Annotated in this window: 12 protein-coding genes; 2 read left to right on the forward strand and 10 right to left on the reverse strand. The window is 67.2% G+C overall.

The window, feature by feature from the left end:
- Positions 1 to 67: 67 nt before the first annotated feature.
- From NHN26_RS00115 to NHN26_RS00135, 5 genes are read right to left on the reverse strand one after another with little or no spacing between them, the layout of a single operon-like run.
- Positions 68 to 808, reverse strand: a complete 741-nt coding sequence (locus NHN26_RS00115) for an SDR family NAD(P)-dependent oxidoreductase (RefSeq protein WP_253087508.1) — start codon at positions 806 to 808, stop codon at positions 68 to 70.
- Positions 805 to 1,368 carry a DUF3833 domain-containing protein gene (locus NHN26_RS00120; protein WP_253087509.1) on the reverse strand — a complete coding sequence of 188 codons (564 nt, stop codon included), beginning with the start codon at positions 1,366 to 1,368 and terminating at the stop codon, positions 805 to 807. Before NHN26_RS00120 ends, NHN26_RS00115 begins: the two co-directional genes overlap by 4 nt.
- Positions 1,365 to 2,597 carry an MFS transporter gene (locus tag NHN26_RS00125; RefSeq protein ID WP_253087510.1) on the reverse strand — a complete coding sequence of 411 codons (1,233 nt, stop codon included), beginning with the start codon at positions 2,595 to 2,597 and terminating at the stop codon, positions 1,365 to 1,367. Before NHN26_RS00125 ends, NHN26_RS00120 begins: the two co-directional genes overlap by 4 nt.
- Positions 2,597 to 3,361, reverse strand: a complete 765-nt coding sequence (locus tag NHN26_RS00130) for a DUF1365 domain-containing protein (RefSeq protein ID WP_253087511.1) — start codon at positions 3,359 to 3,361, stop codon at positions 2,597 to 2,599. Before NHN26_RS00130 ends, NHN26_RS00125 begins: the two co-directional genes overlap by 1 nt.
- Positions 3,358 to 4,656, reverse strand: a complete 1,299-nt coding sequence (locus NHN26_RS00135) for an NAD(P)/FAD-dependent oxidoreductase (RefSeq protein WP_253087512.1) — start codon at positions 4,654 to 4,656, stop codon at positions 3,358 to 3,360. The genes NHN26_RS00130 and NHN26_RS00135 overlap by 4 nt, the downstream gene beginning before the upstream one ends.
- Before the next feature lie 259 nt (positions 4,657 to 4,915).
- Here NHN26_RS00135 and NHN26_RS00140 point away from each other — a divergent pair, with 259 nt between their 5' ends.
- Together NHN26_RS00140 and NHN26_RS00145 are read left to right on the forward strand one after the other, a co-directional pair.
- Positions 4,916 to 5,464: a sigma-70 family RNA polymerase sigma factor gene (locus NHN26_RS00140; RefSeq protein WP_253087513.1), complete on the forward strand. Its 549-nt coding sequence runs from the start codon at positions 4,916 to 4,918 to the stop codon at positions 5,462 to 5,464.
- A gap of 13 nt (positions 5,465 to 5,477) precedes the next feature.
- Complete coding sequence (locus NHN26_RS00145) at positions 5,478 to 6,134, forward strand: ChrR family anti-sigma-E factor (RefSeq protein WP_253087514.1); 657 nt, start codon at positions 5,478 to 5,480, stop codon at positions 6,132 to 6,134.
- A 3-nt stretch (positions 6,135 to 6,137) separates the two neighbouring features.
- On the opposite strand, the gene NHN26_RS00150 is transcribed toward NHN26_RS00145, so the two are convergent.
- The 5 genes from NHN26_RS00150 to NHN26_RS00170 form a co-directional block, all read right to left on the reverse strand.
- Entirely contained in the window at positions 6,138 to 7,325 is a 1,188-nt protein-coding gene (locus NHN26_RS00150; protein WP_253087515.1) for a DNA recombination protein RmuC, read from the reverse strand.
- The gene (mutL, locus tag NHN26_RS00155) at positions 7,322 to 9,154 is read right to left on the reverse strand and encodes a DNA mismatch repair endonuclease MutL (RefSeq protein WP_253087516.1); all 1,833 of its coding nucleotides are present in this window, start codon (positions 9,152 to 9,154) and stop codon (positions 7,322 to 7,324) included. Before mutL ends, NHN26_RS00150 begins: the two co-directional genes overlap by 4 nt.
- A 42-nt stretch (positions 9,155 to 9,196) precedes the next feature.
- Entirely contained in the window at positions 9,197 to 10,516 is a 1,320-nt protein-coding gene (locus NHN26_RS00160; RefSeq protein WP_435594152.1) for a M16 family metallopeptidase, read from the reverse strand.
- Positions 10,513 to 11,859, reverse strand: a complete 1,347-nt coding sequence (locus NHN26_RS00165; protein WP_253087517.1) for a M16 family metallopeptidase — start codon at positions 11,857 to 11,859, stop codon at positions 10,513 to 10,515. The genes NHN26_RS00160 and NHN26_RS00165 overlap by 4 nt, the downstream gene beginning before the upstream one ends.
- Before the next feature lie 87 nt (positions 11,860 to 11,946).
- Entirely contained in the window at positions 11,947 to 12,465 is a 519-nt protein-coding gene (locus NHN26_RS00170; protein ID WP_435594153.1) for a DUF3035 domain-containing protein, read from the reverse strand.
- Positions 12,466 to 12,515: the final 50 nt, after the last annotated feature.

Consider the following 12,515-nt stretch of genomic DNA (forward strand, 5'->3'; position numbering starts at 1 on the left):
ATCACGGGCTGTCTCCTCCGAACTTCCCGCCAGTTTCGCCCGCCACCGCCCGATGCACAAGCCTTGCTCAGCGCTTCGGCGCGAAAATCCGGTAGTAAAGCCCCTCGGGCAGGAACTGGGACAGCCGGAACAGCCAGGAAAACAGAGTGGGAAAGCTGCGCGAGAAACTGTCGGTCATCATGTGATCGACCATGATCCGGGCCGCCGGGTCCGGGTCCATGATGAAGGGCATCGCGAATTCGTTCTTGTCGGTCAGGCGCGTGCGGATGAAGCCCGGATTTACCAGCTGCACCTTGACGCCCGTGCCGCGCAGATCGGCATGCATGCTTTCGGCCAGCGACATCAGCCCCGCCTTGGACGCGCAATAGCCGATCGCACCGGGCAGACCGCGGAAGCCCGACAGGCTGCCAGTCAGCACGATATGCCCGTGCCCGCGGCGGACGAAATGCGGCACGACCTGCCCCAGCACCCGCGCCGCGCCGGTGAAGTTGATGTCGCACATCGCCTCGACCTCGTCGGCGTTCCAGTCCTGTGCAGGCTGCGGCCAGTAGACACCGGCCAGGAACACCATGCCGTCGATCTCGCCGAGCCGAGCGAAGGCATCCCTCACGGACTGCGTGTCGCCCACATCCATCGTCACCACCTCGGCCCGGGCGGGCAGCGCTGCGGCCAACTCCTCCAGCCGCCCGGCGGTCCGGGCGCTGAGCACAAGCTCGACCCCAAGCGCGCTCAGCCGTTCGGCAAGCGCACGGCCCAGCCCCTCGCTTGCGCCCACGATCCAGTAACGCTTGCCGATCCAATCGCTCATGCTGCACCTTTGGGTCGCATGGTCGCGACGAGTTCGGCAACGGGAATGCCGAATTTCCGGAACTGGCTGCGGTTCATGATCGTGCCGTTCTCCATCAGATACATCCAGTCGACAACGTCCAGCACATGGCCCCCCGCATCCTCGGGCAGGCGGATGCGATAGCGCAGATGCACCGCCGAGCCCTTTTGCCAGCCCTCGCCATCGCCCACCACATCGGGCGCCTGTGCGCGGATATGCCCGTCATTGCCCAGCGTGAAATCCCAGCGCCGGTTTTGCGTCGCGCCGCTGTCGTAGCGAAATTCCTCGGTCATGGTGCCGGCATTGCCCTCCCACCGCGCCTCGAAATCGGCCACGAAGCGCGAGGCGACGCGGCCCGTGGGCCCGTAGATCACGCCCTCGCACAGGATCGGGCCGTTGATATGGCGGCGGATGTCGAATTCCGGGCCCTTGCCGGCATAATCCCCGGCCCTCTGGGCGGGAAAGGCCAGCATCCGCCCGCGCAGGATCGCCAGCGCCAGAACCGCCAGCGCACCAAGACCGAAGGCCAGGAAAAAACTCATCTGTCCGTCTCCCGGGTCAGGGGCGTCGCGGCCAGGAGCGCGATCGCCAAAAGTTTCAGGGCGCAGGGCACAAGGGCGTAAAGCACGCTCAGCATCACCAGCGCGCCCGGCGGGTTATCGGCCCCGGCGGCAAAGCCCGCGCGCTGCAACAGCGGCAAGAGCGTCACCGCGGCAAAGGCCAGGGTGAATTTCGAAACGAAGGTCCAGAGCCCGAAGGCCCGGCCCGCATTCGGCGCTACATGGGCCATGCGCCCGGCAAAGATCGCGGGCAAAAGCGTCATGTCCGCGCCCAGCGCCGCGCCCGAGGCGATGCATATCACCGCAAAGGGCAGGATGTCGCCCGCACCCAGAAAGGCGGCATAGGCGAAGGCAAGGATCGACAGCACCATGCCCCCGATCAGCGTGCGCTTTTCGCCCCAGATGCGCGCGGCCCGGCCCCAGAGGGGTGCAGAGGCCGCCGCCGACAGGAAGAACAGCAGCAGAAGCGGCCCCTCCCATCCCGGGGCGGCCAACCGGCTTTCGACGAAGAACAGGAACAGCGTCGAGGTCACGGCAACGGGTGTGGCATTGACCAGCGCCACGATCAGCAAGCGCCGCGCGATGGGGTCGGACAGCACCTCGCGGAAACCGCCCTCCTGCACCGCGCCGGGCAGGCGCCATTCGCGACGCATCGCGAACGCGGCAACCAGCGCGAGCCCGGCAAACCCAGCAGCAAAGGCCGCAAAGGGCGCGCCGGTCCCGATCAGCAGCGTCGGCGCCACCGCCGCCGCGCTGATCCCCAGAAGCGCGCCGGTCTCGCGCCAGGCAGCAACACGGACATGTCCGCCCGCCCCCATTTGCCCGGCCCGCGACACGCCCTGCGCATAGAAGGTGATGGTCAGAAAGCTGAAGGCGGTGAACAGCCCGGTCAGCGTCAGCCCGAACCACAGCAGCGGCGCGACGGGCGGCGGCACCGCGAACAGCGCCCACATCGAGCCCGCCAGCAGCGCCACGGCGACGCCCACCGCAAGACCTCGCGCCCGGCGCAGACGTTCCGACAGCCAGCCCAGAACCGGGTCCTGCACCACGTCGAACAGCCTGAGCCCGAACAGCACCGCGCCCAACGCCGCGAGGCTGACGCCATATTCATCGACATAGAACTTGGGCGCGTGGATATAGATCGGAAGCCCGGCCGAGGCCAGAAGCGCGGCAAACACCGCATAGCCCGAAAGCGGCGCCGCCTTGGCCATCAACTGACCTCTTTGCCCGGCGGCTCGGGACGGGCGCGGTATTTCGCACCCTTGAGCTTGAGCCGCAGTGCGTGCCAGTAGATCAGCGCCAGCACCCGGATCGAGCCGAAGGGCCGCCGGACAAGCCCGACAAGGATGCGCCAGCTTGTCAGCGGCCGACGCGGCCCTGTCAGCGTGGCGTAAAGCCCTTCCTCGCCATTCGTGGAATAATCGATCCAGATGCCGACCTTCTCGGGCCGGATGTCGAAGCGGAAGCGATAGCCTCCCTCGACCGGAAGGAACGGCGACACGTGGAAGATCTTGACGGCAGTCAGGATGTCCGACGGCTCGATCGGGCGCTGGTCGGCATGGCGGCACAGGTAGGAATGGCGGTCGCGCCAGGGATTGTTCACCTCGGCGATCACCGCGCGCAGCGTCTCGTCCTTGCCGTAACACAGCCAGAAGCTGACCGGGTTGAACTCGGCCCCCAGAACGCGCGGCAGGGTCAGAAGCTCGATCCGCCCCTTGGCCGCAAACAGGTCATGCGCCTTGAGCACCTCGCGCGCCCATTCCGCGCCGCGCCCCTGACCCCACGGCCCGCCATGGTCGCGGTCCCAGACCGACATGATGTTGCGGCGGTTCAGCGAGAACAGGCGCGGGCGCTTCGGCGCCTTGGCCTCGGCGTCGTAAAGGACGTAATCGACCGAATGGCGCAGCTTGTGATCCACCTTGCCGCGGCGCTGGTGAAAGGTCGTGCCGCGGACATGTTCGACAATTGGGGTCATGCCGCCACCGTCTCGCGTTCGCGCCGCTTCATCGCCTCGACGACGGCATGCGCGCTGGCCAGCCCGTCTTCGTGGAAACCGTTGCGCATCCAGGCACCGCAGAACCAGGTGCGGTTGGTCCCGTTCGTCTCGCGAATCCGGGCCTGCGCCGCGAGCGCGGCCAGGTCGTAGACCGGGTGGCGGAAGGTGACCTGATCGTGGATCAGTTCCTGGCGGATCGTCCGGCGGGTGTTCAGCGTCACGAAAAGCGGGTCGCTTTCCGGGATCGGCTGCAACGAGTTCATCCAGTAGGTCAGGTCGATCCGGTCGGCACGTTGGCCGCGCTCCTCGGTATAGACCCAGCTGGCCCATGCCCCGCGCCGCCTGGGCATCAGGCCGGTATCGGAATGCAGGACGGCATCGTTCGGCTGGTAGCGCACCGCGCCCAGCGTGGCGCGTTCCTCGGGGCTGGGATCGGCCAGCATCGCCAGCGTGTCATCGGAATGGGTCGCGAACACGACTTCGTCGAACGCCTCCCACTCGGCTCCCGTCGCGCGGAGTTCCACCCCGCCCTCGATGCGGCGCACCGCCTCGACCGGGGCACCTGTGCGAATCTCGACGCCCTGCCCCGTCAGCGCGGCTTCCAGTCGGCGGACATATTCGAAGGACCCGCCGCGCACCGTGTACCACTGGTGCTGGCCCTTGTGGCTGAGCAGCGCGTGGTTCTCGAAGAAGCGGATCATCGCATGCGCCGGGAAATCGAGGATGCCCTGCACGGGCGTCGACCAGATCGCGCCCGAAAGCGGCAGCAGGTAACGGTCGCGGAACCACGCGCCGGTGCCCAGCGCCGCCAGGAACTCGCCGATGGTCGCGTCGGGATGGGCGCGCGCAACCTTGAGCGCGTTGGCGTTGAACTTCATCACGTCGCGCAGCATGCCCAGGAATTGCGGGTTCAGCGCGTTCGAGGGCTGGGCGAAGACGGCCTTGAGGTTCTTTAGCCCGTATTCGAACGCCCCACCATCGAGCGAGGCGCCAAAGCTCATGTCGGATTTCGCCACCGGCACCTGAAGTTCATCGAACAGCCGCGTCATCATCGGGTAGTTGACATAGTTGAACACGATGAAGCCGGTATCGACCGGCTGATCGCCCCGCTTGCCCGCCAGCACCGTGCGCGCATGCCCGCCCAGCCGCCGCTCGGCCTCGAAGAGCGTGACGCGGTGATCCGCCGCCAGCAAATGCGCCGCGCCGAGGCCCGATATCCCGGCACCGATAACGGCGATGCGGCGGGGGGCGCCCGCTGCGGTTTCGAATGGCATCTGTCCTGCTCCTGCTCTGTTCGTTGGTTGGATATGGCCCCGGGTGCCCTGCTGTCCAGCGGCCCACGCCCTGTCCGGACAGGAGTAACACGCATTCCGACGCTTTTTTCGGCAATCCGGTGATCCGGTCGGACCCCAACACCGTATTCACTCTATGTTGAACGGCGCTTGTGCCTTCGAGGAATCGGATGCAGCCCTTGCAGTCAGGGCCTATCCTGCCGCCCGGAATGGGGCGGTCCGATCTGTCGAGGCGAGGGTCTTGAACGAAAGACATACGTCAGATGCGCGCTGGGTGCGGCTGGTGGAGCGGGTTCGGTCCGACAAGGACCAGGCAGCTTTCGGAGAGTTGTTCGCCCATTTCGCCCCACGCGTGAAGGCGTTCTTGATGAAATCGGGGGCGGATTCGTCCCTTGCGGAGGAATGTGCGCAGGAGGTGATGGCGACGGTCTGGCACAAGGCGCAACTGTTCGACCCGGAACGGGCGAGCGTGGCAACCTGGGTCTTTACCATCGCCCGGAACCGGCGGATCGACGCGCTGAGAAAACAGCGCCGCCCGGAGCCCGAGGATCTGACCTGGGGACCCGAGCACGAGCCCGACCAGTCCGAAACCATCGCCCTGCAACAGGAGAGCGAACAATTGGGCCGGGCGCTTGCCGCCCTGCCCGAGAGCCAGAGAGTGCTGATCGAAAGAGCTTATTTCGGGGAACTTTCGCACAGCGAGATCGCCGCCGAGACGGGACTTCCGCTCGGCACGATCAAGTCGAGGATACGTCTGGCGCTTGAGCGTTTGCGCCAGGAGATGAAATGAGAAGACGGTACCCATGACCAGCACGATCAACCACCACCTGACCGATGACTTGCTGATGTCCTATGCCGCGGGCAGCCTGCCCGAGGCGTTCAGTCTGGTCGTGGCGACGCATGTTTCCCTGTGCGACGAATGCCGCGCGCGGCTTGCCGGTTTCGAGGCAGTCGGCGGCGCGGTGCTGGACGAGGCACCCGCTTGCGCGATGGAAGAGGACAGCTTTGCCGCGACGATGCGGTTGATCGCGCAGATGCCGACCGAAACCCGGATCGAGGCCGCGGACGAGAGCGTCAAGGGCCTGTTCCCCAAGCCCCTGCGCGACTATGTGGGCGGCGATGTCGACGCGGTGCAGTGGCGCTCGCTGGGCGGAAAGGTGCGTCAGGCGGTGCTGCCGACCTCGGCCGACGCTACGGTTCGCCTGCTTTACATCCCTGCCGGTGTGGCCATGCCCGATCACGGCCACGCGGGGATGGAATTGACGATGGTGCTGCAAGGCGCCTTCGACGATGACGATGGGCATTTCGGCCGGGGCGATGTCGAGGTGGCGAACGAGGATCTCAAGCACACCCCCGTCGCGGCCCCCGGCGCCGATTGCATCTGCATCGTGGCGACCGACGCTCCGCTGAAATTCTCGGGCCTGTTGCCGCGCATCGCCCAGCCCTTCATCGGAATCTAGGCGTCACTCGGCGGGCTTGGTCAGGGCGACGACACGGGGCGCCTCGTCCTCAAGCTCCTCGAAGTCGAAATTGTCCAGCCGGGCGGCCCGCTTGCCCGCCCGCTCGGCTGCGGTTCCGATGCTTTCCAGATCGGCCCGCGCCTGTCCGAAATGGGTGTTCAGCTTGTCCACCCGTTCGACAACCAGTTCCACATCCCGGTGCAACAGCTTCAGCGTCTTGCGGATCGCGCCGGCCTGTTCGCGCATCCGCGCGTCTTTCAGGATCGCGCGCATCGTGTTCAGCGTCGCCATGCAGGTGGTGGGCGAGACGATCCAGACCCGCGCCTCGAACCCCTCGCGGACAAGTTCGGGAAAATTGGCGTGCAGTTCCGCATAGACCGCCTCGGAGGGCAGAAACATCAGCGCGCCGTCCGCCGTCTCGCCCTCGAGGATGTATTTCTCGGAAATCGCCCGGATATGCGCCCGGACCGAGGTGCGCAGCTGCTTGGCCGCCTCGTTCAGTTCCCACTGGGTGTCCGCCCGCCGCAGCGCCTCGTAGGCTTCCAGCGGGAACTTGGAATCGATCACGATCGGTCCCGGCGGGTTCGGCAGGTGGATCAGGCAATCCGCCCGCTTGCCGTTCGACAGCGTGACCTGCATCGCGTAGCTGTCCTTGGGAAGAGCCTTGCCGACGATGTCATGCAGCTGGATCTCGCCAAAGGCCCCGCGGGTCTGCTTGTTCGACAGGATGTCCTGCAGGGACAGGACATCGCCCGACAGCTTTTCGATATTCGCCTGCGCCCTGTCGATGGTCACCAGCCGCTGCTGCAATTCCCCAAGGCTCAGCGCCGTCCGGCGAGAGGCCCCTTCGAGGTTGTTGTTCATCTGCTCGGAGACATGGGCCAGCCGCGCCTCCATCAGCCGCAGCATGTTGGCCTGGCTCGCCGCCTGCGCCTCGGAGACATGGGTCAGACCGCCCGCCAGCCGGTGCTGCCCCTCGCCCAACGCCTCGACCCGGCGGGTCAACTGGTCCATCTGGTAGATCAGCGGTTCGGCCAGCGCCGCCGACTGCCCGGACCGGCGCACGGCAAGGATCAGAAGCGTGACGACAAGGATCACCAGCGCCGCAATGCCCCCCGCGCCGATCACCGCCGGATCGTCCCAGCCATAGGTCCGTCCGCCAATCACGATTTCCCTGCCGATCTGGATCATCGCCGCCCGAACAGCCTTTCGATATCGGCAAGCCGCAGTTCCACGTAAGTCGGCCGCCCATGGTTGCATTGGCCGGAATGGGGCGTCGCCTCCATCTCGCGCAGAAGCGCGTTCATCTCGTCCACCCGCATCCGCCGCCCCGAGCGGATCGACCCGTGGCAGGCGACGCGGGACAGGATCGCCTCGATCCGGGCTTGCAGGGTCTGGCTGTCGCCCAGATCGGCCAGTTCGTCCAGGATGTCGCGGATCAGCGCGCCCGCGTTCACCTCGCCCAGCACGGCCGGGGTCTCGCGCACGGCGATGGCACCGGGGCCGAAGGGCTCGATGGTCAGACCAAGGCGGGTCAGCATGTCGGCGTGATCCATCAGCCGCGCAGCATCGTCCCGGGACAGTTCCACGATCTCGGGGATCAGCAGCGCCTGCGCCGCGATGCCGGACTCGGCCATCTGGCGTTTCAGCCGCTCGTAAACCAGCCGCTCATGCGCGGCGTGCTGGTCGACGATGACAAACCCGGTCTCGGTCTGGGCGATGATGTAATTCTCGTGGATCTGCGCCCGCGCCGCCCCCAGCGGCAGGCGTTCCGCCTCGGGCGCGGGCTCGGTCGTCTCGAACCGGGCAGAGGGCTCGCATAGCCCGGGCGAGAGCGGCGCGGGCGCCTGCGCGGCATAGGCGGCGGCGATTGCGCGGGGGCCGTGGCGGTCCATCTGATAGGCGCGCGGCGCTGCCGGTTCGGGCCGCAGCGCGCCCAGCGTCGCCCCCGCAACCGTGCTGGAGGCCCGGTGCCCGGCCTCGGCCAGCGCATGGCGCAGGGCGGACACGATCAGCCCGCGCACCAGACCCGGCTCGCGAAAGCGGACCTCGGCCTTGGCGGGGTGGACGTTCACATCGACGAAGGTCGGATCGCATTCGACGAACAGCGCGGCCGCCGGGTGGCGGTCGCGCGACAGGAAATCGGCATAGGCGGCCCGCAAGGCCCCGATCAGCAGTTTGTCCCGCACCGGGCGTCCATTGACGAACAGGTATTGCGCGACCGCCGCGCCCCGCGAATAGGTCGGCAGCGCGGCATAGCCCAGAAGCGCCACGCCCTCGCGTTCCGCGTCGATCCTGAGCGCGTTCTCGGCGAAGTCCGCCCCCAGCACCCGCGCTAGCCGCCCGCGCATCGCGTCGAACAGGTCGCCCGCCTCGGCATCAGCGCGAAAGATCACGCGCCCTTCGCCCCCGTCGGAGACGTCGCGCAGCACGAAGGCCACAAAGGGCTCGGCCATGGCCAGCCGCCGGATCACATCGCCGATGGCCTGCCCCTCGGCGCGGTCGGAACGCAGGAATTTCAACCGGGCGGGGGTGGCAAAGAACAGGTCGCGCAACTCGACCACCGTTCCGCGGGTCAGCGCCGCGGGCGTGACCGGACCCATGCGGCCGCCCGCAACCTCGATCCGCGCGGCCGCCGCGCCCGGTGCGCGGCTGGTGATGCTCAGCCGCCCGACCGCCCCCAGCGAGGGCAGCGCCTCGCCACGGAAGCCGAAACTTGCGATGTTCAAAAGGTCCGAGCCGTCGATCTTGGAGGTCGCATGCCGGGCCAGCGCCAGCGGCAGGTCGTCCGCCGCGATCCCGTGCCCGTCATCGGTGACGCGGATCAGGCTCTTGCCGCCATGGGCAATCGCCACCTCGATCCGCCGCGCGCCCGCGTCCAGCGCGTTCTCGACCAGTTCCTTGACCGCCGAGGCCGGGCGCTCGACTACCTCGCCCGCCGCGATCCGGTTGATCGCGGCCTCGTCGAGCTGGTGAATCCGGGGAAGATCGGCGCTTATGTTGGGGTTGGGCAAGTTCATGCCACAAGGATTAGCACGCCCACCCCGATTCTGCCACCGCGATCAGTTGGTCGTCTCAAGCCCCTCGGGCTGGCCCACCACGACGAAATGCAGCCGGTCGGGTTGCAGCAACTCGCCCGCCACGCGCCGCACATCCTCCAGCGTCACAGCCATGATCCTGTCGTTGCGGGTGTTGACGTAATCGGGCTCCAACCCCTCCATCTGCATGCCGACAAGGATGCGCGCGATGGGCGCATTACCGTCGAAGCGCAGCGGATAGGCCCCGGTGAGATAGGTCTTGACGTCCTCAAGCTCCTGCTCGGTGACACCCTCGGCCGCCATCCGCACCCATTCGTCTCGGATCACCGAGATCGCCTGGGCGACGCGGTCATTGGCGGACGCCACCTGCCCCAGCACAAGCGCGGCGTAATCCATCGGGTAGAGATAGGAATAGACGCCGTAGGTCAGCCCGCGCTTGCCGCGAACCTCCTTCATCAGGCGCGATTCAAAGCCGCCGGCGCCCAGCACCTCGTTCATCACATAGGCGGCGAAGAAATCGGGATGATCGCGTTCCATCCCCTCATGGCCGAAAACCGCAACCGATTGCGGCGTGTCGAAGGGCACCACGGTCAGGCCACCGCCAAGCCCGTATTCGGCCCGCTCGGGCAGCGGCGCGCCGGTCTCTGGCAGGCCGTCGAACAGCGCGTCGAGCAGCGCGCCCAGGTCCTCGGCGGTGATGTCACCGGCGGCGGCGACATAGAGTCGGTCGCGGGCGATGGTGCGGGCATGGGCCGCGATCAGGTCGTCGCTGGTCAGTGCGGCAACGCTTTCCTCGGTGCCGTCCGACGCGCTGCCATAAGGGTGATCGCCAAAGGCCAGCCGGTCGAAGGTGCGCGCCGCGATGGTGCCGGGGTCGGTCGCATCGGACCGGATCGAGGCCAGAACCTGCCCCCGCACCCGCTCTACCGCGTCGGCATCGAAACGCGGGGCATGCAGGGCCTGCCGCAGCAAGGCCACCGCCTGATCGCGGTTCTCGGTCAGCATCCGGGCCGAAACCGACAAAGAATCGCTGCTGGACCCGAAGCGGAAAGACGCCGCCAGCGCATCGCGCGCCCGCACGAAGGCGCGCGCATCCATCTCGCCCGCGCCCTCCTCAAGCAGCGCGGTCATCAGGTTGACCGCCCCGCGCTTGTCCGGCGCATCGAGGCTCGTGCCCCCGCGGAATCGGATTTCCAGTGCGACGAAGGGGATATCGTGGCTTTCGACCAACCAGGCACCGATCCCTCCGGGCGAGGTGACCTCGCGGATCTCGATCGCCGCGCGGGCGGGCAGCGCCAGCCACAGCACCATCCCGGCAAGGGCGATGAGGCGAAACATGCTCATTGCGTGACCTCCGCCTTCCGCTCCACTGGACGCTCCAGCCAGCCGGTAACCGCGTTGGCACGGTCCAGAACGGCACGGGCGGCGGCCATCACATCCTCGGGCGCAACCGCCTGAAGGATCGCGGGCCAGTCCTGCACATCCCGGACCGTCAGCCCCGAGGCAAGCGCCGCCCCATAGCGCCGCGCGCGGCCCTGCACGCTGTCCAGCGCATAGATCTCGGCCGCCCGCATCCGCATCTTCAGCGTCTCGAACAAGGCGGGATCGACGCCTTCCTCCAGGAACTCGGCCAGCGCGGCATCCAGCGCCGCCTCGGCCTCGGCCAGCGTCACGCCCGGCGCGGGCACCACGACCAGCCCGAAGGTCGTCGCGTCGAGCGAAAGCCCGTCATAGAAGGCCGAGCTGTAGATCGCGGTCTGCGCGTCGAATTGCAGCTTGTCGCCCAGCACCGAATTGGCCCCCTCGCCGCCCAGGATCTCGGCCAGATAGGTCAGCGCTGCGGCGGTTTCCTGCGCACCGGCGTCGCGTTCCGGCGCCAGATAGGTGCGCAGGATATAGGGCTGGCCCACGCGCGGATCGGCGAATGTCAGGCGCCGCTCGGCCCGTTGCGGCGGTTCCTGTGGGCGGATGCGTTCGGGCAGGGCCTCGGAGGGGGCAAGCTTGCCGTAATGCTCTTCGGCCAGCGCGCGCACATCGTCGGCCGTCACATCGCCCGCCACGACAAGGATCGCGTTGTTCGGCGCGTAGTAGGTTTCGTAGAAGGCCAGCGCATCGGCCTTGGACAGCCCCTCTATCTCGTGGCGCCAGCCGATGATCGGGATGCCGTAGGGGTGGTTCTGGTATTGCGCGGCGCGGCGCTGTTCCGAGAAAAGCGCGCCGGGGTCGTTCTCGGTGCGCTGGTTGCGTTCTTCAAGGATCACGTCGCGTTCGGTCAGCACATCCTCGGCGGCGAGGCGCAAATTGGCCATCCGGTCGGACTCGATCTGCATCATCAGGCCCAGCCTGTCGGCGGCGACGCGCTGGAAATAGGCGGTATAGTCCCACGAGGTAAAGGCGTTGTCGGACCCGCCATTGGCCTGCACGATGGCCGAGAATTCGCCCGGGGCCAGTGTCTCGGTGCCCTTGAACATCAGATGTTCCAGAAAATGCGCGATGCCGGACTTTCCGGGCGGCTCGTCCGCGGCCCCCACGCGATACCAGACCATCTGCACGACCACCGGGGCGCGATGATCCTCGATCACCACGACCTCAAGACCGTTCTCAAGGGTAAAGGCCGCAACATTCTCGGCCCGGATTGGCAGGGCCATCAGCAGAAGGGCGAAAAACGCCAGTCGGATCGCGTGCATCGGGTCCCGTCCTCGCGCGAAAGATATTAGTCAAGCTACGCGGAGCCCCAGCATTTTCAAGCAGGCGGCACGCAGTTGTGAGCCGCGCTAGGGCGTCACGCCTTCGGGCGGGGCGCCGACATTTCTCGCACCTGCGGCCCGCCAGCGTTCCAGTTCGGCATGCTGGTCGAGCGATTGCTTGCGGTAGGCCTTGTAATAGACGTTGACGTTGAACACCCGCTCCAGAAGGCGGCCGTCATTCTGGCGGCGATATTCCAAGTCCTCGGCGGCCAGCGTCTGGCGGATCGTGGGGCTGACGCCATATCGCGTGACATGGGCCATCAACCCGCTGTCTGCGGGCATGGCCCGCGCGGCGTTGCCGCCAAGCGCGGCGATCGCGTCGGCCTCGGGCGAGGCATCCGTGCGCGACGGACCGCCCGGGTTCGGCGGCGGCAACTGAGCGAAGTCCTGCGGCATTTCCAGAGGCTTGCCGGGCAGGATTGCGAACTCGTCCGGGCCACGGTTCGACGTGCGCAGGTTCATCAGTTCAAGCGTCTTGTCACGGCTGCACGCGGCCAGCGTCGCGGCCATCAGCACCCCAAGAACCACCATGCGCGCGGATCGCATACGCCTTTCCCTCCGTCCGGTCCCGCCCTCTTTAGCGCAAGGCTCGGGCG

The organism is Rhodovulum tesquicola (assembly GCF_024128855.1).
Taxonomy (GTDB): Bacteria; Pseudomonadota; Alphaproteobacteria; order Rhodobacterales; family Rhodobacteraceae; genus Rhodovulum; species Rhodovulum tesquicola.